Origin of the sequence: Chromohalobacter israelensis DSM 3043 (genome assembly GCF_000055785.1) — a bacterium.
Taxonomy (GTDB): Bacteria; Pseudomonadota; Gammaproteobacteria; order Pseudomonadales; family Halomonadaceae; genus Chromohalobacter; species Chromohalobacter israelensis.
Genome location: NC_007963.1, coordinates 2,132,679 through 2,158,450 on the forward strand (window position 1 = coordinate 2,132,679; position 25,772 = coordinate 2,158,450).

25 protein-coding genes are annotated in these 25,772 nt (G+C 63.6%); 20 read left to right on the plus strand and 5 right to left on the minus strand.

Annotated features, from left to right (window positions below; all coding sequences use genetic code 11):
• Positions 1-11: 11 nt before the first annotated feature.
• From gorA to yidD, 10 genes are all read left to right on the plus strand, one after another.
• Positions 12-1,376, plus strand: coding sequence for a glutathione-disulfide reductase (gene gorA, locus CSAL_RS09520; RefSeq protein WP_011507173.1), 1,365 nt, complete (start codon positions 12-14; stop codon positions 1,374-1,376).
• A gap of 239 nt (positions 1,377-1,615) precedes the next feature.
• Complete coding sequence (gene ectA, locus CSAL_RS09525; RefSeq protein WP_035409657.1) at positions 1,616-2,194, plus strand: diaminobutyrate acetyltransferase; 579 nt, start codon at positions 1,616-1,618, stop codon at positions 2,192-2,194.
• Positions 2,195-2,215: 21 nt separating this feature from the next.
• Positions 2,216-3,487: a diaminobutyrate--2-oxoglutarate transaminase gene (ectB, locus tag CSAL_RS09530; RefSeq protein WP_011507175.1), complete on the plus strand. Its 1,272-nt coding sequence runs from the start codon at positions 2,216-2,218 to the stop codon at positions 3,485-3,487.
• A gap of 114 nt (positions 3,488-3,601) precedes the next feature.
• On the plus strand, positions 3,602-3,994 hold the full coding sequence (locus CSAL_RS09535) for an ectoine synthase (RefSeq protein WP_011507176.1): 393 nt from the start codon (positions 3,602-3,604) through the stop codon (positions 3,992-3,994).
• Positions 3,995-4,406: 412 nt separating this feature from the next.
• Positions 4,407-5,240: an ATP-dependent zinc protease family protein gene (locus CSAL_RS09540; protein ID WP_011507177.1), complete on the plus strand. Its 834-nt coding sequence runs from the start codon at positions 4,407-4,409 to the stop codon at positions 5,238-5,240.
• 70 nt (positions 5,241-5,310) lie between these two features.
• Entirely contained in the window at positions 5,311-6,819 is a 1,509-nt protein-coding gene (locus CSAL_RS09545) for an inactive transglutaminase family protein (protein ID WP_011507178.1), read from the plus strand.
• Between the two features lies 1 nt (position 6,820).
• Positions 6,821-7,783: an alpha-L-glutamate ligase-like protein gene (locus tag CSAL_RS09550; RefSeq protein ID WP_011507179.1), complete on the plus strand. Its 963-nt coding sequence runs from the start codon at positions 6,821-6,823 to the stop codon at positions 7,781-7,783.
• Positions 7,784-7,867: 84 nt separating this feature from the next.
• Entirely contained in the window at positions 7,868-8,317 is a 450-nt protein-coding gene (locus CSAL_RS09555) for a transcriptional repressor (RefSeq protein WP_011507180.1), read from the plus strand.
• 29 nt (positions 8,318-8,346) lie between these two features.
• Positions 8,347-8,787: a phosphoribosyl-AMP cyclohydrolase gene (gene hisI, locus CSAL_RS09560; protein WP_011507181.1), complete on the plus strand. Its 441-nt coding sequence runs from the start codon at positions 8,347-8,349 to the stop codon at positions 8,785-8,787.
• A 1-nt stretch (position 8,788) separates the two neighbouring features.
• On the plus strand, positions 8,789-9,106 hold the full coding sequence (gene yidD / locus CSAL_RS09565) for a membrane protein insertion efficiency factor YidD (RefSeq protein WP_011507182.1): 318 nt from the start codon (positions 8,789-8,791) through the stop codon (positions 9,104-9,106).
• Between the two features lie 37 nt (positions 9,107-9,143).
• Here yidD and CSAL_RS09570 read toward each other — a convergent pair whose 3' ends face one another.
• The gene (locus CSAL_RS09570) at positions 9,144-9,554 is read right to left on the minus strand and encodes a SufE family protein (RefSeq protein ID WP_011507183.1); all 411 of its coding nucleotides are present in this window, start codon (positions 9,552-9,554) and stop codon (positions 9,144-9,146) included.
• Between the two features lie 28 nt (positions 9,555-9,582).
• Positions 9,583-10,758 carry a tyrosine-type recombinase/integrase gene (locus tag CSAL_RS09575; RefSeq protein ID WP_370599259.1) on the minus strand — a complete coding sequence of 392 codons (1,176 nt, stop codon included), beginning with the start codon at positions 10,756-10,758 and terminating at the stop codon, positions 9,583-9,585.
• Between the two features lie 230 nt (positions 10,759-10,988).
• Between CSAL_RS09575 and CSAL_RS09580 the strand changes: the two genes are divergently transcribed.
• Positions 10,989-11,954, plus strand: coding sequence for a DNA-binding protein (locus CSAL_RS09580; RefSeq protein ID WP_011507185.1), 966 nt, complete (start codon positions 10,989-10,991; stop codon positions 11,952-11,954).
• Positions 11,955-12,117: 163 nt separating this feature from the next.
• Here CSAL_RS09580 and nfuA read toward each other — a convergent pair whose 3' ends face one another.
• Complete coding sequence (gene nfuA, locus CSAL_RS09585; protein WP_011507186.1) at positions 12,118-12,708, minus strand: Fe-S biogenesis protein NfuA; 591 nt, start codon at positions 12,706-12,708, stop codon at positions 12,118-12,120.
• A 216-nt stretch (positions 12,709-12,924) separates the two neighbouring features.
• Between nfuA and metH the strand changes: the two genes are divergently transcribed.
• The 4 genes from metH to CSAL_RS09605 all read left to right on the plus strand — a co-directional run bounded on the left by metH (position 12,925) and on the right by CSAL_RS09605 (position 20,317).
• Complete coding sequence (metH, locus tag CSAL_RS09590; RefSeq protein WP_011507187.1) at positions 12,925-16,662, plus strand: methionine synthase; 3,738 nt, start codon at positions 12,925-12,927, stop codon at positions 16,660-16,662.
• A gap of 55 nt (positions 16,663-16,717) precedes the next feature.
• The gene (locus CSAL_RS09595) at positions 16,718-18,046 is read left to right on the plus strand and encodes an MATE family efflux transporter (protein ID WP_011507188.1); all 1,329 of its coding nucleotides are present in this window, start codon (positions 16,718-16,720) and stop codon (positions 18,044-18,046) included.
• A 128-nt stretch (positions 18,047-18,174) separates the two neighbouring features.
• Positions 18,175-19,827, plus strand: a complete 1,653-nt coding sequence (locus CSAL_RS09600; RefSeq protein WP_011507189.1) for a nitrite/sulfite reductase — start codon at positions 18,175-18,177, stop codon at positions 19,825-19,827.
• Complete coding sequence (locus tag CSAL_RS09605; protein WP_011507190.1) at positions 19,820-20,317, plus strand: DUF934 domain-containing protein; 498 nt, start codon at positions 19,820-19,822, stop codon at positions 20,315-20,317. Before CSAL_RS09600 ends, CSAL_RS09605 begins: the two co-directional genes overlap by 8 nt.
• Before the next feature lie 78 nt (positions 20,318-20,395).
• Here CSAL_RS09605 and smrA read toward each other — a convergent pair whose 3' ends face one another.
• Positions 20,396-20,989, minus strand: coding sequence for a DNA endonuclease SmrA (gene smrA / locus CSAL_RS09610; protein ID WP_011507191.1), 594 nt, complete (start codon positions 20,987-20,989; stop codon positions 20,396-20,398).
• Positions 20,990-21,118: 129 nt separating this feature from the next.
• Between smrA and CSAL_RS09615 the strand changes: the two genes are divergently transcribed.
• Entirely contained in the window at positions 21,119-21,541 is a 423-nt protein-coding gene (locus CSAL_RS09615; protein WP_011507192.1) for a gamma-glutamylcyclotransferase family protein, read from the plus strand.
• Positions 21,542-21,604: 63 nt separating this feature from the next.
• Here CSAL_RS09615 and CSAL_RS09620 read toward each other — a convergent pair whose 3' ends face one another.
• Positions 21,605-22,837 carry a YihY family inner membrane protein gene (locus tag CSAL_RS09620; protein ID WP_011507193.1) on the minus strand — a complete coding sequence of 411 codons (1,233 nt, stop codon included), beginning with the start codon at positions 22,835-22,837 and terminating at the stop codon, positions 21,605-21,607.
• 63 nt (positions 22,838-22,900) lie between these two features.
• Here CSAL_RS09620 and arsC point away from each other — a divergent pair, with 63 nt between their 5' ends.
• From arsC to CSAL_RS09640, 4 genes are read left to right on the plus strand one after another with little or no spacing between them, the layout of a single operon-like run.
• Positions 22,901-23,248 carry an arsenate reductase (glutaredoxin) gene (arsC, locus tag CSAL_RS09625; protein ID WP_011507194.1) on the plus strand — a complete coding sequence of 116 codons (348 nt, stop codon included), beginning with the start codon at positions 22,901-22,903 and terminating at the stop codon, positions 23,246-23,248.
• A gap of 28 nt (positions 23,249-23,276) precedes the next feature.
• Positions 23,277-23,906, plus strand: coding sequence for an NAD(P)H:quinone oxidoreductase (gene wrbA, locus CSAL_RS09630; protein WP_011507195.1), 630 nt, complete (start codon positions 23,277-23,279; stop codon positions 23,904-23,906).
• Positions 23,903-24,298, plus strand: coding sequence for a DUF2069 domain-containing protein (locus CSAL_RS09635; protein WP_148266821.1), 396 nt, complete (start codon positions 23,903-23,905; stop codon positions 24,296-24,298). The genes wrbA and CSAL_RS09635 overlap by 4 nt, the downstream gene beginning before the upstream one ends.
• A gap of 3 nt (positions 24,299-24,301) precedes the next feature.
• Positions 24,302-25,570: a hypothetical protein gene (locus tag CSAL_RS09640; protein ID WP_011507197.1), complete on the plus strand. Its 1,269-nt coding sequence runs from the start codon at positions 24,302-24,304 to the stop codon at positions 25,568-25,570.
• The last annotated feature ends 202 nt before the right edge of the window (positions 25,571-25,772 follow it).

Here is a 25,772-nt window from a genome sequence, read left to right on the forward strand (position 1 = left end):
AGGAGATCGATGTGGCTCAGTACGATTACGACCTATTTGTCATCGGCGCGGGCTCCGGTGGTGTGCGTGCCGCGCGTACGGCCGCCGCCACGGGGGCGCGCGTCGCCATCGCCGAAGATCGCTATCTGGGCGGCACCTGCGTGAACGTGGGGTGCGTGCCCAAGAAGCTTTATTCCTATGCCGCGCACTTTCACGATGCCTTCGATGACAGCGCCGGCTTCGGCTGGACGCTGCCCGAGCCCCCGCGTTTCGACTGGGCCACGCTGCGCGACAACAAGAGCGAGGAAATCAAGCGTCTCAATGGCATCTACGGGCGTCTGCTGGAGGGAGCCAACGTCGCTCTGCTCAATGGCCGAGCGCGCATCGCCGGTCCGCACAGCGTCGAGATCAACGGCGAGACGATCACCGCCGAGAAGATTCTGGTCGCCACCGGTGGCTGGCCCTGGGTACCCGACATCGAGGGCGCGGAGCATGCGCTGGATTCCAACCGCGTCTTCGATCTCGACACCTTCCCCGAGCGCTTTCTCGTGCTGGGGGGCGGCTATATCGCCGTCGAGTTCGCCAGCATCTTCAACGGGCTGGGCAGCGATGCCCATCTGGTCTATCGCGGCGAGCTGTTCCTGCGCGGCTTCGACCGCGAAGTGCGCGAATTCACGCGTGACGAAATGCAGAAGAAGGGCGTCAACCTGCACTTCGAGGCAACCATCGAACGCATCGAACCCGTGGATGACGCCTACCGCGTCACGCTGAGCAACGGCGAAATCCTGGACGTCGATGTCGTGCTGGCGGCCACCGGCCGGCGCCCGAATCTCGCCGGACTCGGTCTCGACGAGCTGGGCGTGGCCCTCAATCCCGATGGCACCGTGAAGGTCGACGAGCGCTACCAGACGTCGGAACCCTCGATCCTCGCGCTCGGCGATGTCACCGGCGGCCCCGAACTCACGCCGGTCGCCCTCGCCGAAGCCATGCACCTGGTGCAGCATCACTATGGTGACACGCCGCCGCGCCCGCTGGACTACCAAAACATCGCCACGGCAGTGTTCTGTCATCCCAACATCGGCACCGTCGGCTTGAGCGAGGAAGAAGCGCGCGAGCAATGCCAGAGCGGCGTGCGCATCTATCGCACCGATTTCCGCCCGATGAAGCACACGCTGTCGGGCAGTCAGGAACGTTGCCTGATGAAGCTGGTGGTCGACGATGCCACCGACCGCGTGGTTGGCGCGCACATGGTGGGCGACGAAGCAGGAGAGCTCATCCAGGGGATCGCCATCGCCGTGCGAGCCGGCCTGACCAAGACCGATTTCGACGCCACGGTGGGCATCCATCCCACCAGCGCCGAGGAATTCGTCACCATGCGGTCGCTGTCACGGCACTGATGCTCCTGACGCATGCGTCACACGAACGGGCCACCCCTGGGTGGCCCGTTTGCGTTGCAGGAACCACTCACGTCATGCAGGCGTCACATCATTGACTAGACTGTAGGAAGTGCCGTACCTGTCCATTCCAGCTATAATATGAGGTTATCTGATAGCGACACGTCGATAACGATCCTTTTGATAAATACATAAGCCGCTGTTATTATTGAGAACACATTCGCCATTAGCGAACAATGGATATGACGCCTACAACCGAGAACTTCACGCCTTCCGCCGATCTGGCCCGCCCGAGCGTTGCCGACACGGTCATCGGCAGCGCGAAGAAAACCCTCTTCATCCGTAAGCCCACGACCGACGACGGGTGGGGCATTTACGAACTCGTCAAGGCATGCCCGCCACTGGACGTCAACTCGGGGTACGCCTATCTGCTGCTTGCCACCCAGTTCCGCGATACCTGCGCCGTGGCTACGGACGAAGAAGGGGAGATCGTCGGTTTCGTCTCCGGCTACGTCAAACGCAACGCACCGGACACCTACTTTCTATGGCAAGTCGCCGTCGGCGAGAAAGCGCGGGGCACGGGCCTGGCGCGACGCCTCGTCGAAGCCGTGCTGATGCGCCCCGGCATGGGCGATGTCCGCCATCTCGAAACTACCATCACGCCCGACAATGAGGCATCGTGGGGACTGTTCAAGCGCCTTGCCGATCGCTGGCAAGCCCCCCTGAACAGCCGTGAATACTTCTCCACGGGGCAGTTGGGTGGCGAGCACGATCCGGAAAATCTCGTCCGTATCGGCCCGTTCGAGCCGCAACAAATTTGATCCGTCAATCAGAGGCAATCTATGCAGACCCAGATTCTCGAACGCATGGAATCCGAAGTCCGGACCTATTCACGTTCTTTTCCTACCGTTTTCACTGAAGCCAAGGGCGCGCGCCTGCATGCCGAGGACGGCAACCAGTACATCGATTTTCTCGCCGGCGCCGGCACGCTCAACTACGGTCACAACCACCCCAAGCTCAAGCAGGCACTGGCCGATTACATCGCCTCCGATGGCATCGTCCATGGTCTGGACATGTGGAGCGCGGCCAAGCGCGACTATCTGGAAACCCTCGAAGAGGTGATCCTCAAGCCGCGTGGCCTGGATTACAAGGTTCATCTGCCGGGCCCGACGGGCACCAATGCCGTGGAAGCCGCCATTCGACTGGCGCGCAACGCCAAGGGTCGTCACAACATCGTCACCTTCACCAACGGATTCCATGGCGTGACCATGGGCGCGCTGGCCACCACCGGCAATCGCAAGTTCCGTGAAGCCACCGGCGGTATCCCGACCCAGGGCGCCAGCTTCATGCCGTTCGATGGCTACATGGGCGAGGGCGTCGACACCCTGAGCTACTTCGAGAAACTGCTCGGCGACAACTCCGGTGGTCTCGACGTTCCCGCGGCCGTGATCATCGAGACGGTGCAGGGCGAGGGCGGTATCAATCCGGCCGGCATCCCGTGGCTGCAGCGCCTGGAAAAGATCTGCCGCGATCACGACATGCTGCTGATCGTCGACGACATTCAGGCCGGCTGCGGTCGTACGGGCAAGTTCTTCAGCTTCGAGCATGCCGGCATCACGCCGGACATCGTCACCAACTCCAAGTCCCTGTCGGGTTTCGGCCTGCCGTTCGCGCATGTGCTGATGCGCCCGGAACTGGATATCTGGAAGCCCGGCCAGTACAACGGCACGTTCCGTGGTTTCAACCTGGCCTTCGTCACGGCCGCCGCCGCGATGCGTCACTTCTGGAGCGACGACACCTTCGAGCGCGACGTTCAGCGCAAGGGCCGTGTGGTCGAGGATCGCTTCCAGAAGCTTGCCAGCTTCATGACCGAGAAAGGGCATCCGGCCAGCGAGCGTGGCCGTGGCCTGATGCGTGGCCTGGACGTCGGTGACGGCGACATGGCCGACAAGATCACCGCACAAGCGTTCAAGAACGGGCTGATCATCGAGACATCCGGCCATTCAGGCCAGGTGATCAAGTGCCTTTGCCCGTTGACCATTACCGACGAAGACCTCGTCGGCGGCCTGGACATCCTCGAGCAGAGCGTCAAGGAAGTCTTCGGTCAAGCCTAAGTCCATTGTTCGTTAGTCCACTAAATTGTCATTCGCAAATGTGTTTACAGTGGGCACCGCCTGCGGCCACGAGGTCGCGGGCTTCTTACTCAGATCTGCAGAGGATTGCGCCACATGATCGTTCGTAACCTGGAAGAATGCCGCAAGACCGAGCGCTTCGTCGAAGCCGAAAACGGCAACTGGGACAGCACCCGTCTGGTGCTGGCCGACGACAACGTCGGTTTCTCGTTCAACATCACCCGCATTCATCCGGGTACCGAGACGCATATCCATTACAAGCATCACTTCGAGGCGGTTTTCTGCTACGAAGGCGAAGGCGAAGTCGAAACGCTGGCCGATGGCAAGATCCATCCCATCAAGGCCGGCGACATGTACTTGCTCGATCAGCACGACGAGCACCTGCTGCGCGGCAAGGAAAAAGGCATGACCGTGGCATGCGTGTTCAATCCGGCGCTGACGGGCCGCGAAGTGCACCGTGAAGACGGTTCCTACGCACCGGTCGATTGAACCTTCAGTTGAACTGTACCCGAGAAAGCGCTGCCGAATGGCAGCGCTTTCTTTTGAGGTTTCGTGCGCGTCGGGATCGTCAGACATGTCCCGCACGAGTGTGGGTAGCTAGCAATAAATTGTGGGCCGAAATGTGGGCGAATTCGTGCCGAGCCCGTACGTGGCTGCGCCGACCGACGCGATCCGACAGTCCATCTCGGTCCATGACCCTTTGGTTCGCATAATATATATTATGTTAAATACAGTGTGGAAAACACATCATGTCTGCCCAGCATCCGGCGCTTTATCTCGTCTCATCCATGGACAGTCCAGTCAGCGACTCCGTATGATCAGGCGCAATTTTGCCGAGGCGTGATCCTGACATTCCCTTTCTCGCCTTATCGGTATGGTGCCCGTGACAGGAAAAGATGCTATGCGTACTCGCTCGTTCCTCCTCCCGATATTCTGTGCCGGACTCCTGGCGATGGCCGGCTGCGCGGTTCAGCCCGCACCGGACACCTCGGACGATCTGACCGCGTCGGCATTCGATGCGCGCATGGAACGCCTCGAGAGCAACCTGGCCTTGCGCTGCACGACCCAGACCGAACTGCTGCGTGTGCAAGCCGAGCGCGCGCAGCGCATCGGCAGCGACGTGCGCGATAATGGCCGCCTGCTGCGCCGTCTGCGCGCCGATGTCGAAAACATCGGGCAAGAGCCGCGCGTGGTGACCACCTGTCCCATCGAGCGTGGCGACACGGGCAGCAAGGAAATGCTGGGTCGCAACGAATGGGTCGGCTTTCCCACCGTGGGCACGTATCTCAAGGCCCGCATCGACTCCGGCGCCAACACCTCGTCGCTGTCGGCACGCGAGATCACCGAATTCGAGCGCGACGGCGACGACTGGATACGCTTCAAGCTGTCTCTCGAAGACGATGAACCCGTCGTGGACGCCATGCGCGACGAGTGGATCGAGGCGCCGGTGACGCGGCGCGTCAAGATCATTCAGGCCTCGGGAACGGAAAGTCGCCCCGTCATCAGCCTGCTGATGACGCTGGGGCCCCTCAAGCAGCGTGTCGAGTTTACCCTCAACGACCGCTCTCACCTCAGTTATCCCGTGCTGCTGGGCCGGCGCTTTCTCATGGATATCGCGCTCATCGACGTTAGCCAGTCCTATATCCATCCGCGGCCGGAATATCCCGGCGGTGCCAGTGCCGCGGAAGCCGAGAAGGACCAGCAGGACAACGACAGCGAGGAAGAAGACCTCTGAACGGCGCTCCACGGCGCGTTTCGATAACCTCTCTGGGCGGCGTCATGCCGTCCGCTGACAAGGATGACACATGTCACGAGTGCCCTTTTATGTGCTGGTCGGCACCTTGCTGGCCATTGGCATCGTACTGACGGCGTTTCGCTATTTTCACTACGACGTCCCCTTCACGCCGGGTGAGCAACGCCAGGTATGGGAAGTCGAAGCACAGATCAATTTCGACGCCGACAACGGCCCCGTTCGGGTCGACCTCGCCCTGCCCGCCAATCAGCCAGGCTTTCGCCTGCTGACGGAAAACACCGCCTCCTCGGGCTATGGACTCTCCTACCTGCGCGAGGACAACGCCCGCCATGCCCAGTGGGCGATTCGTCAGGCCAATGGGCCGCAGCAGCTCTATTATTCGGCGCAGTTCCTGGTGACCGATGGCGAAGAGGCATTCCTGGCGGAACCGCCGCCACTGCAACGCGATATCGCCTGGGCACGCCCCTACGATACGGCGGCTCGCGAGGTGATCGACCAGGCGCACGCGCGCTCCGCGGATGCCTTCACCTTCACGCGCGAATTGATCAAGGCATTCACCGACCAGCGCCAGGGCGAAAACGCACGATTGCTGCTCTCGCAGTACGAGCGCCCCGTGCTGCTGACTCGCTTGCTCAACCAGGCCGACGTGCACGCCCGCATCGTCAGCGGACTGACCCTGGAGGACGGCCGCCGGCGTCAGGCGCTCACGTCGTGGCTGCAGGTCTTCGAGAACGACAAATGGGTGCTGATCAATCCGCGTACCGGCGAGCAAGGCAAGCCCGAGAACCTGCTGCTCTGGGAAGCCAAGGGCAATGCCGTGCTCGAAGTCCAGGGCGGGAGCGATTCCCGCGTCAGCTTCTCGATGCTGCGACATAATGAGCCCGCCTCGGTCGCGGTGCGCAACCAGTTCGCCGACGACACGCTGCTCAATTTCTCGATTCACAGCCTGCCCATCGAGGAGCAGGCCCTCTTCAAGACGATTCTGCTGATCCCCATCGGCGCGCTGGTCGTCGTGTTGCTGCGGGTGCTCGTCGGGCTCGAGACATCGGGCACCTTCATGCCGGTCCTGATTGCCCTGGCCTTCATCCAGACCACCCTGCTGACCGGCCTGGTCGGTTTCCTGCTGGTGGTCGCCGTGGGGCTGGTCATCCGCAGTTATCTATCGCGACTCAATCTCCTCCTGGTCGCGCGAGTGTCGGCGGTGATCATCACGGTCATCGCCATCATCTCGGTCTTCTCGGTCATGGCCTATCGATTCGGTCTCAACGCTGGGCTGACCATCACCTTCTTCCCGATGATCATTCTCTCCTGGACCATCGAGCGCATGTCGATCCTGTGGGAAGAGGAAGGCCCCAAGGAGGTGCTGAAACAAGGCTTCGGCAGCTTGCTGACCGCCGTGCTCGCCTATCTGGCGATGAACAATCCCTGGGTGCGCCATATCACCTTCAATTTCCTGGGCGTGCAGCTGATCCTGATGGCCGTGATCCTGCTGCTGGGCAACTACACCGGATATCGCCTCCTGGAATTGCGCCGCTTCCAACCACTGGCGAAGGACGACTGACATGTGGGCGACCCCCGCCAAGTTGCAGGCCAAGGGCATCATCGGCATGAACCGCCGCAACATACGCTACATCGGGCGCTACAACGATCGCCGGCTTTATCCGCTGGTCGACGACAAGCTGCAGACCAAGCTGCTTGCCAAGCGCTACGGCATCACCACGCCGGACCTGATCGGCACGGTGACCACGCAGTTCGGCGTCAAGCATGTCGCCGAAATGGTCGAGGCGTACCCCGGCTTCGTGATCAAGCCGGCCAAAGGCAGCGGCGGCAAGGGTATCCTCGTGGTCGAGCGGCAGCAGGATGGCGGCTATATCAAGCCCAGCGGCACGCGCATCGAGCGCCAGGACCTCGAACGTCATGTCTCGAACATCCTTTCGGGGCTCTATTCGCTGGGTGGCTCGCCGGACGTCGCATTGATCGAGAGCCTGATCGCCTTCGATGAAGTGTTCGCGGCCTATACCTACGAAGGCGTGCCCGATATCCGCGTCATCGTCTTTCGCGGCTATCCCGTGATGGCCATGATGCGACTCTCCACGGCAGCCTCGGACGGCAAGGCCAACCTGCACCAGGGCGCGGTCGGCGTGGGGCTGGATATCACCACGGGCACGGCGCTGCGCGGCGTGCAATTCAACCGCCCTCGTGACGACCATCCCGATACCGGTCATGGGTTGGCGTCGCTGCAGGTACCGGGGTGGGACGCCCTGCTCCATCTGGCGGCCAGCTGCTACGAGATGACGGGGCTCGGCTATCTGGGCACCGACATGGTGCTCGATCGTCACCACGGGCCCATGCTTCTCGAGCTCAACGCACGCCCGGGGCTGGCCATTCAAATGGCCAATGGCGAGGGCTTGCGTCGGCGTCTGGACCTGATCGAGAAGCAGCCCGAAACCCGATCGGTGGAGGCCAGGGTCGCCTTCGCGCAGCAGCATTTCGCCCGTCAGGGCGAACTGGCCGCCACGGCCTGACCCGACGGCCGGTGGCGGGCGTTTCTGGCCCTGTCCGGGGCAACGGCGTAGAATGCCCGCACTCCCGAGAATGATGGTGTTGCGATGCTCGATGCCCATGCGCTACTGACCCAGGCGGAACGCCAGTGCCAAACGCGCGGCGCGCGCTTCACGCCCATACGCCGCCGCGTGCTGGAAATGATCGCCACCGCGCCCGGCGGCCTCAAGGCCTATGATCTGCTGGACCGGCTCGCCGCCGAGCATGCCTCGGCGCGGCCACCGACCGTCTATCGCGCCCTGGAATTTCTCATCGAGCAAGGCCTGGTGCATCGCATCGAGTCGCTCAATGCCTATGTGGCCTGCCCCTGCCCCGAACACGCGCATGGCTTTCAGCTGCTGATATGCCGCGCCTGCGGACGCGTGGAAGAGCTGCACATGGACGAGGTCGGCGAACAGCTCAGCCAAGGGGCAAGACAGCAAGGCTATCGAATCGAACGCCAGACCATCGAATTATTGGGACTATGCGCCGACTGCCATCAGGCGGCATCGGCGTAATCCTTTTCCACGCAAGCGGTGATGCCCACATGACACAGCGGTTCAAGCAGCTCGAGACAGCGGCGCAAGGTACTCGCGAAGCCACTCGTGATCTTCTCGATGCCGCGCGCTGGAACGACGCCGGACTGATCCCGGCGATCGCGCAGCAGCACGACAGTGGCGAGGTTCTGATGATGGCGTGGATGAACCGCGCCGCCCTGGAAGAAACCCTCGCCACGGGGCGCGTCTGCTACTGGTCACGCTCGCGCGGCAAGCCGTGGCGCAAGGGAGAGTCGTCGGGTCAGGTCCAGCAGCTGGTCACCGCCCATCTGGATTGCGACGGCGACACCCTGCTGCTCGGCGTCGATCAGCAAGGTCCGGCCTGTCATACCGGGCGACGCAGTTGCTTCTATGTGGCTCTCGGCGCGGACACCGCGCATGTCGACAGCGCTCCCCTGGTCGACCCGCACGAACTCTACGGCGAGCGCTGAGATGCGGCCCGGCAAGCGTCGGCCGCTCACGCGCCTGCCGTTCGCGCTGCTTTCCTGGGGCATGATCGGGTTATTGCGTGTCTACCAATACGGCATCAGCCCCCTGCTCGGGCCGCGCTGCCGTTTCTGGCCGAGCTGCTCGCAATACGCGGTGGAAGCCATTCAGGTGCACGGCCCGCTGAAGGGTGCCTGGCTGGCGCTCAAGCGGATCGTGAAATGCCACCCGGGCCACCCCGGCGGGGTCGACCCCGTGCCGCCGGGGCCTCACGAGACACCGCGAAAGACGTCCACGCACGACGATGAGCCCCCCTCCCGCTGACGTGAACGCACGCGCGAGCGAGGGCGTCGCGCACCACTCAGGCGGCGCGTTCGGCCACGGAAAAGATCCGCTCCAGCATGGCATGCAGGCCGTTGCTGCGCGTCGGCGACAGGTGCTTGTCGAGGCCGAGCTCGACCAGGAAGTCCGGTGGCGTCGCCTGGATTTCACTGGGGGAACGATCGTTGTAGATGCGCAGCAGCACGGCGATCAGCCCCGAGACGATCGCGGCATCGGATGTCGCCTCGAAATGCAGGCGCCCTTCTTCCAGCCGGTCATGCATCCAGACATTGGACTGACAGCCCTGGATCTTGGTGTCCTCGCGCTTCAGTTCATCGGGAAACGTCGGCAGTTGCTTTCCCATGTCGATGATGTACTGGTAACGATCCATCCAGTTGTCGAACATGGCAAACTCGTCGACGAGTTCCGCTTGCGCCTCGCGTGCCGTCATGTCGCCTCCTCACGGGGTAAAACCTGCATTATAACGTGCCATCGTCTGACGTGTCGGCCTCCACGAGCCGGTGATGCGCCAATTGACGGTGCCATTCCTCTGCCTCGGCATGCAGGTAGCGCGCCGTGGTATCCAGTCGCGCGTGGCGAGCCGTGCGCGCCAGATAACGCAATTCCACGCCGGCCTGTGCCTGATGCGTCAGTGCGGTATGACGCAGCCAATGGGGCGTGGCGTGCCGCAAGGGGGCGCGCCGGGCATCGGGAAGATCGTCGAGGGCGCGGTAGCCTAACTGAAACGTCTCGCGAATCAGCCGATACAGCTGGTTATCTCCCACGCCGCGACGGCCGTCCAGCGCGCGCAGCAACGGCGTGGCGTCCCCCGGCTGCGGGTGAGGCGCAAGCCCCAGGGTCTCGCGCCAATCCACGAGAAGCGACAGCATGTCCGGCGGTACCGGCACATGCGCGAGCTTGTCGCCCTTCCCCACGACCTGCCACCACCAGCGCCCCTCGCGCTGAATGAAATCTCCCATCTGCGCGGTGGCCATCTCGCTGAGCCGGGGCGCCAGCAGATACGCGAAGCCGAACAAGAAGCGTCGCCGCGCCCAGCGATAACGCTGGGCGTTCGTCGCCTCGCTGGCGGGCGGGGTCTGCAGCCACGCCCAGAAACGCTGCCACAACGCACGCTCGAGATACCGCTCGACGCCCTCGCGGCGGTTATCCATGCGTCGCCGCTTGTCGCGCATCAGCCGAAACGGGTTGTGCTCGACCCACCCTGCCTCGACCAGCCACGCGAACATGCCCTGCAGGATGACCAGTGCCTGGCGCCGGCTCGCCGCCGAGAGTGGCTGACGAAACGGTCGCCAATCCGGCGCGGCACGCGGCCGCGACGGCCCTACCCAGCGTGATGCCGGTTGCGGATCGGCCAGGAAGCGCTCGAAGGCGTCCAGCGTCTCGCGACGCACCGACGCCAGGGTCTCGCCACGGCATTCCAGCCACAGCAGCAGCCGCTCGGCTTCCTTGCGGTAGGCGCGCCAGGTCTGCGGGCTCGTCTGGAACTCGCGCAACCAGGCGGCCACGGCCTTCACGTCGGTGCGCGCCGAAATGCGCACGCCATCGCCCGCCACTGCCCGGCTGACCCCGGGCATTGCCAAGCCGTCATGGTCGGGCATGGCCGGCACCTGGGTATCGAGCACCGTGAGCGCCATCGAAGCCTCATCGCGCATACTGCCTGCCCTGCTGGTAGTGAGTGTCGAGCGCAGTGTCGCGCCATGGCGCCAAATAATCAAGATAATGCGCGTAATCTTGAATTTTCTGACTATTTCGTAGTGTACAATACGTAAAATTTTTTACGTAATGCTTGCCAAACACCGACAACGCGATATGCTGTGCAAAAGACGACAACGCTCCACATGGCGCCCGGTATAGAGGACACGACATGGCCCGCAACGGCATTCAATACGAAGACGTACAGCGCGCTATCGATACGCTGCTGCGTCGAGACGAGGCGCCCACCGTGCAGAAAATCCGGGACATACTGGGCACGGGCAGCTTCACGACCATCAGCGATCACCTGCGGGAATGGCGGCTGCGACGAGAGCGCAACCGGGATGTCACACCCGGCGATGCCCCACCGGAGCCGCTGCAGGAATGGATGAAGGACCTCTGGGAAAGGGCTCAGGCGCTGGCGGCAGAGTCGCTGGCGCATTATCGCCAGGAGGCCGACCGGCGCGTCGAAGAGGCACATGCAGAGACTCAGGCCGCCCTGCGCAAGACGGCGGATACCGAAGAACGCCTCGCGGCGCTGAACACGCATTTCGAGCAGGCCCAGGCACGCCTGGAAGAAAAGACCGTGCAGCTGGCCAATGCGCAAAGCGAAGCCCAGACGGCTCGTCAGCAGGAAGCGCAACAGGCGCGTCGCGTGCAGCAGCTGAACGACGAATGCGAGGCGCATCAGCGCCAACTGGAAGCGTTACGCGCGGAACACAAGGCTGCCCTGGCGAGTGCCACGCGTGAGCATCAGGCGCAGTTGAAGCAGGAAGAACAGCGCCATGAAGCGGCCGAGGCGCGCCTGATGGGACTGCTCGACGACGCTCGCCAGGAGCGACACAACGCCGAGAAACAGGCGGAAAAACGCACCGAGGCGCTGGAAAAGAAACTCGAACGCGTGAACGCCGAGCTCACCGAACAGCGACGCCACTACACGGCGCTGGAAGAGAAGGCACGCAACGAGGCCTCCCAGCGTCAGGCGCTGGAAAGCAAGCTGCGGGAAAGCCAGGGCCAGCTGCAGCAGGCGCAGAGCGACAACCGGCGCATGGAGCGCGAACTCGAGCAGCAGCATGCCCTCAATCGCGAGTTGCGCGAGAAATTGGCGCGCCTGCCCCTGCCCCCGTTCGTCGTCTGACCCGCCCTTGCTCGACCTGTCTCACCAGCACGCCTCATGAATGCCCCGGAAACGACAAAAGCCCGCACGAGGCGGGCTTTCGATCGTTTTCCGGGCGACACGCGCCTTGCCGGGTACGTCCCCGGATACCGACGAGACAGGTGCCGGCTGGGCGCCTGACGCGTCAGCGATAATAGGCGTTGGTGTCGTCCGTGTGGTCGGTCACATCGCGGATGCCGGCAAGTTCGGGCACGCGCTCGATCAAGGTCTTCTCGACCCCTTCCTTGAGCGTGAGATCGACCGCGGCACACCCCTGGCAGCCGCCACCGAACTGCAGCACGGCAACGTTTTCCTCGGTCAGCTGCATCAGGCGGATCTCGCCACCATGCGCGGCCAGGCCCGGATTGATCTCGCTGTAGAGCACGTAGTTGACGCGATCTTCGAGGGGGCTGTCCGCATTGACCTTGGGCATCTTGGCGTTGGGCGCCTTGATGGTCAGCTGGCCACCCATGCGGTCCGCGTTGAAGTCGACCACCGCCTCTTCGAGAAACGCGATGCTGTTCTTCTCGAGGTAGACCGTGATCTTGTCCAGGTCGAGGCGCTCATCGCTGGGTTCTTCCTCGCCCGGGCGACAATAGGCCAGGCACGTCTCGGCGTAGGGGGTGCCCGGCTGCGTGATGAAGATACGCACCGCAATGCCTTCGACGTTCTGCTTGGCCAACAGCTCGGCGAGGTATTCCTGAGCGTTGTCGGTGATCTGAATGGGCTGACTCATAAATTCTGCTCTCTACCTGAGATGTTGCCTTCAATGGTATGAAAAAGCATCGCCCAGCACAATCCCGAGTATTTTGCTGGGTCTTGACGACTGCCCTCGTTGGGGCGCTTCTGGTACCATCGCCACCTCGTACGTCACATTCGTGAAACCGGCGTCCTGCCGGTCTCGACGAGTCTTGCCACGTCGCACGGAATTACGCTGGAGACACACGCCGACATGCCTGCCGCCATTGCTTCATCCCTACCGCTCGCCGCCTCGTTCGCCTCGCTGCAGGAACAGCTGTCACGGCGCATCATGATCCTCGATGGCGGCATGGGGACCATGCTGCAAGGCTACGAACTCGACGAGGGCGACTTTCGCGGGCAACGCTTCGCCGACTGGCCCAGCGAGCTCAAGGGCAACAACGACCTGCTGGTCCTGACGCGTCCCGACGTGGTGCGTGACATCCACCGTGCCTACCTCGAGGCCGGTGCCGATATCGTCGAGACCAACACCTTCAACAGCACCCAGCTGTCGCAATCCGATTACGGCATGCAGTCCCTGGTCCCCGAGCTCAATCGCGAAGCCGCGCGCCTGGCCAAGGACGTCTGCGACGCGGTGGCCCGGGAAACCGGGGTGCCGCGCTACGTCGCCGGGGTGCTGGGACCGACATCGCGCACGGCATCGCTGTCGCCGGACGTCAACGATCCCGCCAAGCGAAACGTGACCTTCGATCAGCTGTGCGACAATTATTATCAGGCCGCCGAGGCGCTCCTCGAGGGCGGTGCCGATCTGATCATGATCGAAACCATCTTCGACACGCTCAATGCCAAGGCGGCCATCTACGCCCTCGAGATGCTGTTCGAAGCGCGCGGCGAACGCTTGCCGGTGATGATTTCCGGCACCATCACCGACGCTTCCGGGCGCACGCTCTCCGGGCAGACCACCGAAGCGTTCTGGAACTCGATACGCCACGCCCAGCCGCTGTCCGTGGGGCTCAACTGCGCCCTCGGCGCGGCGGAGCTGCGCCCCTATCTCGAGGAGCTTTCCCACAAGGCCGATACCTACGTCTCGGCCCACCCCAACGCCGGGCTCCCCAACGAATTCGGCGAGTACGACCAGACCGCCGAGGAAATGGCCACGATCGTGCGCGAGTTCGCCGAAAGTGGCCTGGTCAACATCATCGGCGGCTGTTGCGGTACGGCGCCGGAACACATCGCCGCCATTCGCGATGCCGTGGGCGAGCTGCCGCCGCGCCAGGTCGTCGAGCGCCCCAAGGCATGTCGCCTCGCGGGGCTGGAGCCCTTCAACATCGAGGCGGACTCGCTGTTCGTCAATGTCGGCGAGCGCACCAACGTGACCGGCTCCGCGCGCTTCAAGCGCCTGATCAAGGAGGAGGACTACACCACGGCGCTCGAGGTGGCGCTCGAACAGGTCGAAAACGGCGCCCAGGTCATCGACATCAACATGGACGAGGGCATGCTCGAGTCACAGGACGCCATGGTGCGCTTTCTGAACTTGATCGCCTCGGAGCCCGACATCTCCCGCGTCCCGGTCATGATCGATTCCTCGAAGTGGGAAATCATCGAGGCGGGACTCAAGTGCGTTCAGGGCAAGGCCGTCGTCAACTCGATTTCCCTCAAGGAAGGCGAAGACGCCTTTCGGCAACAGGCCACGGCATGCCGCCGGTATGGCGCCGCCATCGTGGTCATGGCCTTCGACGAGGAAGGTCAGGCGGACACTTTCCAGCGCAAGACGGAAATCTGCGAACGCGCCTACCGCCTGCTGGTGGACGATATCGGCTTCCCCGCCGAGGACATCATCTTCGATCCCAACATCTTCGCCATCGCCACGGGCATCGAGGAGCACAACAACTACGCCGTCGACTTCATCGAAGCATCGAAGTGGATTCGCGAGCACCTGCCGCACGCCATGCTCTCGGGCGGCGTGTCCAATGTGTCGTTCTCCTTCCGGGGCAATAACGCGGTACGCGAGGCGATCCATTCGGTCTTCCTCTATCACGCCATCAAGGCCGGGCTGACCATGGGGATCGTCAACGCCGGCCAGCTGGCGGTCTACGACGACCTGCCCGAGGAGCTCCGCGAGGCCGTCGAAGACGTGGTGCTCAACCGCCGCGACGATGGCACGGAGCGCCTGCTCGATATCGCCGACAAGTACAAGGGCGATGGCAGCGGCGGCGAGAAGAAAGAAGACCTGGAATGGCGCAGCTGGGAGGTCGAGAAGCGCATCGAGCATGCCCTGATCAAGGGCATCACCGCTTACATCGAGGAAGACACCGAGCAGGCCCGGCAGCGTGCCGCGCGCCCCATCGAGGTCATCGAAGGTCCGCTGATGGACGGCATGAACGTGGTCGGCGACCTTTTCGGCGCCGGCAAGATGTTCCTGCCCCAGGTGGTCAAGTCGGCCCGAGTGATGAAGCAGGCGGTGGCCTACCTGATTCCCTACATCGAAGCCGAGAAGAGCGAAGGCACCCAGGCCAAGGGCAAGATCGTGATGGCCACGGTCAAGGGGGACGTTCACGACATCGGCAAGAACATCGTCGGCGTGGTCCTGCAGTGCAACAACTATGAGGTCATCGACCTCGGTGTCATGGTGCCGGCGGAAAAGATCTTCGCCGCCGCGCGCGAGCACAATGCGGACATCATCGGCCTGTCCGGACTGATCACCCCGTCGCTGGACGAGATGGTCCATGTCGCCAAGGAAATGCAGCGCCAGGGCTTTACGCTGCCGCTGCTGATCGGTGGTGCGACGACTTCCAAGGCCCACACGGCGGTCAAGATCGCCCCGCAGTACGACCAGCCGGTCATCTATGTCAGCGATGCCTCGCGTGCGGTCGGCGTCGCCAGCCGCCTGCTCTCCCCGAGCCTCAAGCCGGGCTATGTCGCGGAGATCAGCGACGAATACGACAAGGTGCGCGAGCGTAACGCCAAGCGCCGTCCCAAGGCCGCCGACCTGAGCTATGCCGAGGCGCGCAAGCGCCGCCCGGCTCTCGACTGGGCCGACTACACGCCGCCGACACCGACCTTCAGCGGGCTCAAGGTGTTCGACGACTACCCGCTGGAAGAGCTGGTCGAACGCATCGACTGGACGCCCTTCTTCATGAGCTGGCAGCTCTCGGGCAAGTACCCCAGGATTCTCGAGGACGACGTCGTCGGCGAGGCGGCACGCAGCCTGTTCGCCGATGCGCAGACGATGCTGCGCAAGCTGATCGACGAGCGCCATATCACGGCACGCGGCGTCATCGGCATGTGGCCGGCCAATAGCGTGGATGACGATACCCTCGAGGTCTATGCCGACACCTCGCGTCGCACGGTGATCGAGCGCCTGCATCACATTCGCCAGCAGACGACCAAGAATCGCGACGGCGTCTGCCAGAGCCTCGCCGACTTCATCGCGCCGCGTCGTCTCGACAACGGCGAGCCCAGCGACCAGGTGGACTGGATCGGCGGCTTCGCGGTGACCACGGGACATGGCGCGGATGCGCTGGCGGCGCAGTACGAAGCGGCCGGCGACGACTACAACGCCATCATGGTCAAGGCCCTGGCCGACCGGCTCGCGGAAGCCTTCGCCGAACGCATGCACGAGCGGGTGCGCAAGGAATTCTGGGCCTACGTGCCCGACGAAACCCTGGACAACGATGCCCTGATCGCCGAGCAGTACCAGGGCATCCGTCCCGCGCCGGGCTACCCGGCCTGTCCGGATCATACCGAAAAGGCCACGCTGTTCCGGCTGCTGGACGCCACCGCCAAGACCGGCATCGAGCTGACCGACAGTTACGCCATGTGGCCTTCGGCCGCGGTCTCCGGCTGGTATTTCTCGCACCCGCGCTCGAAGTATTTCTCCACCGGCAAGATCGGTCGCGATCAGGTCGAGTCGCTGGCAGCGCGCAAGGGCATGTCACTCGCCGAGCTCGAGCGCTGGCTGTCGCCGGTACTGTCCTACGATCCCGAATGAGGGCGAACGTGCAGACCGGGTGGGCGGCCGCCGACCAGCGAGAGGCGGAGTCGCCTTGAACGCTCCGCTATCGCGCTTTGCCCTGTTGCTGCGACTGGCCCTGCCGATCATGGGCGGCATGCTCTCGCAGAGCCTGCTCAACCTGGTCGACGCCGCCCTGGTGGGCGGCCTGGGCGAGACGGCCCTGGCCGGCGTCGGCATCGGCGGCTATGCCATGTTCATGGTCACCGCCCTGCTGTTCGGATTGTCCTCGGGGGTGCAGGCACAAACCGCGCGCCGCCATGGCGAGCAGGTGGTCGCGCGTCGCGCCGAGGCGCTCAACGCCGGCTTGCTCATCGCGCTGTGCCTGGCCATCCCCGTGAGCGCGGCCGGCCTGTGGCAAGCGCCGCGGGTGATCGCCTGGCTCAACGGCGACGACGCCATCCAGCGGGTCGCGGTCGACTATTTCCGCTGGCGGATCGCCGGCCTGCTGCCGGTGGCGCTGATCTTCTGCTTCCGCGGTTACTGGTACGGCATCCAGCGTACCGACGTGTACTTGCGGATCATGCTCGTCACCCAGGTCGTCAATGTCGCGGCCAGCGCAGCGCTGATCTATGGCTGGGCGGGCTTGCCCCGCCTGGGTCCTGCCGGTGCGGGTGCGGGCACCACGCTATCGCTGCTCGTCGGTGTCCTGATGTGGGCCATGCTCAGCCGTCGCCATGCCCGCGGCAACGGCTTTCTGTCGCGCCGTCCTCCGCTGGCGGTATACGTGCGCACCCTGCGTCTGGCGGCGCCTCATTCCTTTCAGCAATTCTGCTTTGCGGCGGGCTATGCCGTGCTGTTCTGGATTCTCGGGCATGTCAGCGGTGCCAGCGTCGCGGTCGGCCATGTGCTGGTCAATCTCTCGCTGTTCCTGATCCTCCCCGGCGTCGGCCTCGGGCTGGCAGCGATGAGTCTGGTGGGCCAGTCGCTGGGGCAGGCCTCGCCCGAAGACGCCCATCGCTGGGGATGGGACGCGGTACGGCTCGCCTGGCTATGCCTCGCGCTCCTGGCCTTGCCGATGGCATGGGCCCCCGAGTGGCTGCTGGGCATGTTCCTGCATGATCCCGCCCTGATCGACATGGGGCGTCTGCCACTACGCCTGACCGCCGCCATGATCGTGCTCGATGCGGCAGCCATCGTGCTCGCTCAGGCACTGCTCGGCGCGGGCGCCAATCGCACGGTGATGAAAGTGACGCTGCTGCTACAATGGGTGGCCTTCCTGCCATTGGCATGGTGGGTGGGCGTCTCGCTCGGCCACGGTCTGGCCGGGGTCTGGTGGGTTCAGTTAGGCTACCGCTGCATGAACTCGTTATGGTTCACGACGATCTGGCAGCGTCGCCACTGGCAACGCCTCGCCCTGTAACGCCATGCATGGCGTTTTTAATAACATAAAAGCAATAACCTATTATTATTTATTCTTTCAAAGAATATAGAAGGCAGGGTAAGGTGCCCTGCTACGGCAATCCATGTGACTAGCAGGACACCGCCTGTATGTATCGGTACGACTCGTACGACCAAACACTCGTCGATGAACGTGTCGCGCAGTTCCGCGACCAGATGCGCCGCTATCTCGAGGGCAAGATCAGCGATGAGGAATTCCTGCCGCTGCGCGTGCAGAACGGCCTCTACGTGCAGCGTTATGCCCCCATGCTGCGCATTGCCATTCCCTACGGCATGCTGGCGTCCTACCAGTTGCGCAAGCTGGGCGAGATCGCTGCACGCTACGATCGCGGCTATGGCCATTTCACCACGCGCACCAACCTGCAGCTGAACTGGCCCAAGCTCGAGGACGTACCCGACATCCTGGCGGATCTGGCCAGCGTGCAGATGCATGCCATTCAGACCAGCGGCAACGATATCCGCAACACCACGACCGATCAGTTCTCGGGCATCGCCGCCGACGAGGATGTCGATCCGCGTCCCTGGTGCGAACTGATCCGTCAGTGGTCGACCTTCCACCCGGAATTCGCCTATCTGCCGCGCAAGTTCAAGATCGCCGTGACCGGTGCCGAGGAAGACCGCGCCGCCATCCAGGTGCACGACGTGGGTCTGCGCTTCTGGCGCAACGACGACGGCGATGTCCGCGTCAAGGTGCTGGCCGGCGGTGGCCTCGGACGCACCCCGATGATCGGTGCCGTGATGTGCGACGATCTGCCGTGGCAGCACCTGCTCACGTATCTCGAAGCCATCCTGCGTGTCTACAACCAGTACGGCCGCCGCGACAACAAGTTCAAGGCGCGTATCAAGATTCTGGTCAAGGCGCTGGGCATCGATGAGTTCCGGCGCCGTGTCGAGGCCGAATGGGCACATCTCAAGGACGGCCCGCAGACGTTGACCGAGGAAGCGATCTCCGCCGTGGCCGGGCACTTCGTCGAACCGCCGCGTCGCGACGTCTCCGAGGACGCCATCGCGGACTTCGAACGCCTGCGCAGTGAAAATCGTGCCTTCGCGCGTTTCGTCACCAACAACGTCACCGATCACAAGGTGCGCGGATACAAGGCCGTGACCCTGTCGCTCAAGCGTCACGATCATTCGCCCGGCGACGTGACCTCCGCAGACATGGCCGCCGTGGCCGACCTGGCCGACGAATTCGGCTATGGCGAGGTGCGCGTTACCCACGAGCAGAATCTGGTGCTGACCGACGTTCCGGTGGACCGCATGGAGGAGCTCTGGCAGAAGCTCGAGGCACTCGGCATGGCCAACCCGACCGTCGGCACCCTGGCCGATTTGATCTGCTGCCCGGGGGGCGATTACTGCTCGCTGGCCAACGCCAAGTCGATTCCCGTCGCCCAGTCGATCCAGGAACGTTTCGAGGATCTCGATTTCCTCTATGACCTGGGACCGCTGGAGCTCAACATCTCGGGCTGCATGAATGCCTGCGGTCACCACCACGTGGGCCACATCGGCATCCTCGGGGTCGACAAGAAAGGCGAAGAGTACTATCAGATTTCGCTGGGCGGCAGCCAGGGCAACGAATCGTCTCTGGGCAAGATTCTGGGCCCCTCCTTCTATCGCGAGGATGTCCCGGATGTCATCGACAAGCTGTTGAAGGTGTACGTCGGGGAACGCACGGCCGACGAGACCTTCCTCGACACGTATCGTCGCATCGGCCTGAAACCTTTCAAGGAGCATGTCTATGCCTGAGCAGCGCACCCTGATCGTCGGTCGGCACGTCGTGGAAGACGACTGGACACTGCTTCTCGAAGACGAAGCGCCGCATTCCGTGAACGGGCGTGCCATCGTCCCGCTCGCGCAGTGGCAAGCTGCCCCGGGCGACGATGTCGCCCCGCTGCTGGCCAGTGACACCGAGCTCACGCCCGAGCTCGCCACGCAGCTGCTGGGTGCACCGCTGATCGCCATCGACTTTCCCAAGTTCACCGATGGCCGTGGCTACAGCCTCGCGCGCCTGCTGCGGGAACGTTACGGTTACCAGGGACAGATTCGCGCGGTCGGCGATGTCCTGATCGACCAGCTGTACTACATGTCGCGCTGCGGTTTCGATGCTTTCTGGCTGCGCGAGGACCAGATCGTCGAAGATGCCCTCAACGCGCTGGACACCTTCAGCCTCAGCTATCAGCCCGGCACCGATACCCCGGAGCCACTGTTTCGGCGCCGCATGCGCGAAAGCGCCTGAGTCTCGCCGAGATCCGGCCGACGTCGCCTCGCGAGAGGCATGACGTCGGCCCTTCCTTCCGCATATGGCGCGGCGCGCTTAGCCGCGTCGTTTCTGTTGCCGCTCGCGATTCCGGGCACGGGCTCGCTCCGACTTGCGCAGCATGACATAGGTGGCCCCCAAGCCGCCGTGGCTCTTGTGCGCCGAGACGTAGGCCTGCACCTCCTCGAACTGCGCCAACCATTTGCCCAGGTAGGACCGCACCACATTGGCGTGGCCATCGATGGCCTGACTGCGACCGTGCACGATCAGCACGCAGCGCAGATCGTGCTCGCGAGCTTCCCGAATGAAACGAAACAGTTCTCGGCGGCATTCGGGGATCGGTTTCTTCTGTAAATGCAGCGATGCCTCGGGGGCATAGCCTCCATGTCGCAGACGATCCACGACGCCGATCTGGATACCGTCCCGGCGGTATTCGACCGGATCGGCCGGACCGACCAGGTCGACGAATTCGTCGGAAAGGAAGTTGTTCTCCTCGTCGGCGGCTTGTGCCTGTGCGCGACGCGCCAACTGCGCCTCGGAGGGCCTCGCCGGGCCACGCGTGACATCGGCCTTGTCGCGTCCCTTGGTCAGGGGTTGGACATCCTCTCCCAGCGCTTCCCGAAACAGATCATCCCGCATGTGCTGGCTCATCGGCATTGTCTCCTAAGGCCCTGTTACCGGAATCCCCGAAGGTTTCCAACCTCATTGGATAATGCCACACTCCCCGGCCCTGACGGCAAGCACCCGCCTGGTCACGGGAACGAGACAGGGAGACATTCAATGCGCTGGGGAATCAGGCTGGGCATCGTGCTCATGCTGAGTACCGTCGTCGGAGGCGGTTACCTCTGGTACACCTTTCGAAGCCCATACGGCTACGAACCGCCGGCCTCACCGCCGATCGTGGATACCCGCCTCGAGCGACACGCTGTCTTCGTCTACGGCACCCTGCGTTATGACCTGATACGCTGGCTGGTCACGGGAGATAGCGACATTGCATCGTCCCCTGCCACGCTGAAAGGCTACACACGCAATGACCTGGATATTTCCCCGCGGGTCGGAGGCACGGTCGAGGGCGAGCTGTTGAAGGTAAGCACTCCCGCGCTGCAACGCCTGGACCGCTACGAGCGCATCGGCGCCCGCTATCGCCGCGTCAACGTCAGGTTGGAAGATGGCACGAGCGCATGGGTGTATCGACGCATATGAACTTTTTTTATTTTTCGCAAGCCACGGAAGATAACGGTATAAACTACGATGCCCAAGGCAAGGTCACGGCGAGTCGTTGCGTGCCCCCTCTGCCAACAGATGCTCCATGGGTTGCGTCAGCACCTGCTGGCGATGGCGCTCGGCTTCTTGCAGCGCCGCATGGATCGCCTGCATCTCCGGCGCGGGCGACGATTCGCCAAGAGGCACGGCCCAGGGCATGGCTCGCTGGAAATCCCAGAGCGACAAGGCACCGAGGTCGCGTCCCAGCATCCAGCGATCGTTATCGAGCTGCACGGCCACGCCCAGTGTCTGCAAGGGCGCCATCACGTCCGAATAGCGAGCCCCCAGTCGCATCGCCAGTTCCCGATCGTACACGGCCTGCCCTCGCCGATGGGCGTCGTACAGGTGAGACACGACCCCCAGCGCTTGCCAGAACGGCGCCCAGTAGCGCCACTCGGCACGCCGACGCTCCCCCAGCCAGGCAGCCAGTTCAGCGCCGACCAACACGATCGCCCAGGACAAGAACACCCACACCAGAAACAAGGGAACGGCGGCAAAGGTCCCGTAGATGACCTGATAAGACGGAAAGTACGTGACATACAGCGAGAATGCCCCCTTGGCGAGCTCCAGCGCCAGGGCGGCCAGCCCGGCGCCCGCCACGGCGTGCCGAAACCGTACCCGGCAGTTGGGCACGGCCATGTAGATGAACACGAACGCCGTGAAACTCAACGTCAGCGGCAGCAAACGCAGAAAGGCGACCGGCCCGCCCAGCACTTCGGCGGCCCCTCGCACCAGTGTCAGCGATGCCAGATAGGAAGACAGCAAGAACCCCGAGCCCAGCAACAAGGGGCCGAGCGTAAGCACTGCCCAGTACAGCAGGAAACTGGAAACGCCGCGTCGGCTGCGCGACACATGCCAGATATTGTTGAAGGCGCGCTCCACGGTCACCATCATCATCACCGCCGTCACCAGCAAGAACATCAACCCGATCAACGTCAGGCTACGCGCCTGTCGTGAAAAATCGCGCAAATGCTCGACCAGTGCCGACCCGGTCGCCGGCACGAACTGGCTGAAGATCAAGGCCTGCAGCTGTTCGCTGATCCCCTGGAAGCTGGGAATGGCCGAGAGCATTGCATACAAGACGGTCATGAACGGCACCACCGCGAACAACGTGGTGTAGGTCAAGGCGGATGCCGTCTTGAGTCCGTCATGCGCATCGAAACGCTGAATCAGTTCACGCAAGCTGCGCAGGATGATGGTCAGCCAGCGGCGGTCAAGGAGTTGTGGGCGTCGCATGTGGCGCTCTAAAATGCTTAACTAATTGTTTGATGCGTCGAATCCCGCTGCCGGAGTCAAGGCATGACGACTTTTACACTCTACCACAACCCGCGCTGTTCCAAGTCCCGGGAAGCGCTTGCCCTTCTCGAGGCACGCGGGGTCGATGTCAACGTTCATCGTTATCTGGACGCCCCATTGGACATCGACGCGCTACGCGACCTGGCGCAACGGCTGGAAGATGGCGTTCCCGCCCTGGTGCGCACCAACGAGGCGCAGTGGAAAGCCCTGGCACTCGAGGCGCCCAGCGACGAAGAGCGCCTGCAGGCGATTGCCGAGCACCCTCGCCTCATGCAACGCCCGATTCTCGACGATGGCCGGCGAGCACGCATCGGCCGCCCGCCGGAAGCGATTCTGGCCCTGGTCGAATGACCGACATCCCCACGACACGAGACTCGTCATGACCCGCTCCGCCTCAGAAACGCCTTATGTACTCGTGCTGTTCTACTCGCGTCACGGCGCCACGCAGGAAATGGCACAACAGCTCGCGGCCGGCATCGAGAGTGTCGCCGGCATCGCGGCCCGCCTGCGCACCGTGCCTCCCGTGTCGCCGACCACCGAAGCGGTCGACCCGGAAATCCCCGCCGAAGGGGCCGTCTATGCCACCCTCGACGATCTGCGCCACTGTCACGGCCTTGCACTGGGCAGCCCCACACGCTTCGGCAACATGGCCTCGCCGCTCAAGTATTTCCTCGATACCACCAGTGAACTCTGGATGAACGGTGCCCTGACCGACAAACCGGCGACCGCCTTTACCTCCACGGCGAGTCTGCATGGTGGCCAGGAAGCGACTCTCTTGACGATGCTGGTGCCCTTGCTGCATCACGGCATGGTGTATGCCGGCGTGCCGTACCGGGAAACGCAGCTGCTGACGACTCGGTCCGGGGGCACGCCCTACGGGACCAGTCACCTGGCGGGCGCCAAGGCCGAGCGCGAACTCGACGTCGACGAGACCGCGCTGGCCAGGGCCCAGGGGGCGCGGCTGGGCTGCCTCGCGCTGGCCATGCGCTCCCTGCACGAGGAGGCATGATGCGACAGTGGCTGGATCGCATGGCAACGCGCCACGGCCTCGATCAGGCGGCATTGCTGGCACGCCGAGGCGTATGGGGCAGCATGGGCGCTCTGGCTGTCTTGCAGATCCTGGGGGGCTGGCAGATGCATGCCAGCGGCCAGGTTGCCTTGATGCCGATCGTCGTACGCTTGTTGCCGCTGGTACTATTTCTGCCCTCGGTCGTCACGAAACGACCGCGCGGACATGTGATGCTCGCTTTCGTCAGCCTGTTGTACATCCTGCAGGGCCTGATGATCGCCCAGGTGCCGGGCCGCCTGGTCTGGGGCGTGCTGGAAACCCTGGCCGCGCTTGCCTTGTTCGTCAGCGCCGCTGCCTATGCACGCCGGCGACGTCAGCAACTGCCCGGCTGAGGCATGGCGATACGTCCCTCGAGTCTGCTCATCATCGCGATGCTGGCTCTCAGCATCGCCTGCTCGTTGCTGCACCTGCCGCTTTGGCCGGCCGCTGTCCTCGGCTGGCTGGCCACGCTGCGACTGGGGTTGACGCTACCGCGCGCTTCGCGACGACAGACGCTATGGCTGGGCCTGGCCGGCGTCTCGATCTGGCTGGTGGCGCTGTGGCGAGATACGCCAACATCCCTGGCCACGGCCGTGAGCATCAACCAGCCGCTGCTGATGATGTTCGCCGGCGTCAGCTTTCTCTCCATGGCGCGTCCCGCTGCCGACGACGCCTCGGGAGGCGAGCGTCACGGCAGTTTCTGGGGCACGCTGGCCGGCGTGCATCTCTTCGGTGCCGTCATCAATCTCTCGGTACTGTTCCTGTTCGGCGATCGCATGCAACGCGAGGGACGTCTGACACGCAAGCAGGTCAGCGTGCTGGGGCGCGCCTTTCCGGCAGCTGCCGCCTGGTCGCCGTTCTTCGTCGCCATGGGCGTTGCCCTGACCTACTCGCCAGGCCTCGACTTTCTCGCGCTTTTGCCCTGGGGCGGTTTGGCGGCGATGCTTCTGCTCGGACTCATCGCGCTCGATGCACACCGATTGCCGGGCACGTTCATCGGTTATCCGCTCGAAAAAGGCAGCTTGCTGTTGCCGGGTGCGCTGGCCTCGAGCGTGGTCGTGACCCACTTCATCTGGCCGTCGCTGTCCATCCCCTTGATCATCGCCATCGCGTCGCCCTTCTTCGCGATCCTGCTGGTACCGTCCGCATCCCGACGCCAGCGCTTGCATCAGCAGCTCAACGAGGGGCTACCGCGGCTGGGTCCTCAGTTCGCGTTGTTTCTGGTCGCCGGGGTCATTTCGAGTGGCCTGGCGGCCCTGATCGCCAGCGCCCCCGATCGGCAACTCATTCCCCTCGACCATTTTGGGAGTTTTGCCGCCTGGGTGACGCAAGGTATTCTCGTGGTATTGGCCTTCGTCGGCATTCATCCGCTCGTGGGCATCGCCACGCTGGCGCCACTCGTGCAACCCATGTCACCGGACCCGACTTTGCTCGGCATGATGTTCTTGATGAGTTGGGCTCTGGGAACCGGCTGCAGCCCGCTGTCGGGCAGCAACCTGGCGCTGTGCGTGCGCTACGGCATCCGGTCGCGCGACATGCTGCGCTGGAACCTGCCCTATGCCCTTCTCGGGTGGCTCGCGTGCGGCGTGGTATTCGCCTTGTATGCCGGGTGGCAAGCGGTATGAGCCACCTCCGCGAGATCCATGCCGTCGGCGCGGCGACTTTTGCCGACCTCGACCGCCTGGAGCGCTATCCTGAATGGTATGACCGTATTCGTTTGAACACCCCCTGGGGCGAGGCACGGTGTCATGTTCTGACGAGCTTGGCAGCACCGGTAACGCCTCTTCCCCTCGGTGACTGGTGCCTGCGCGCATGACGGAAACGCCC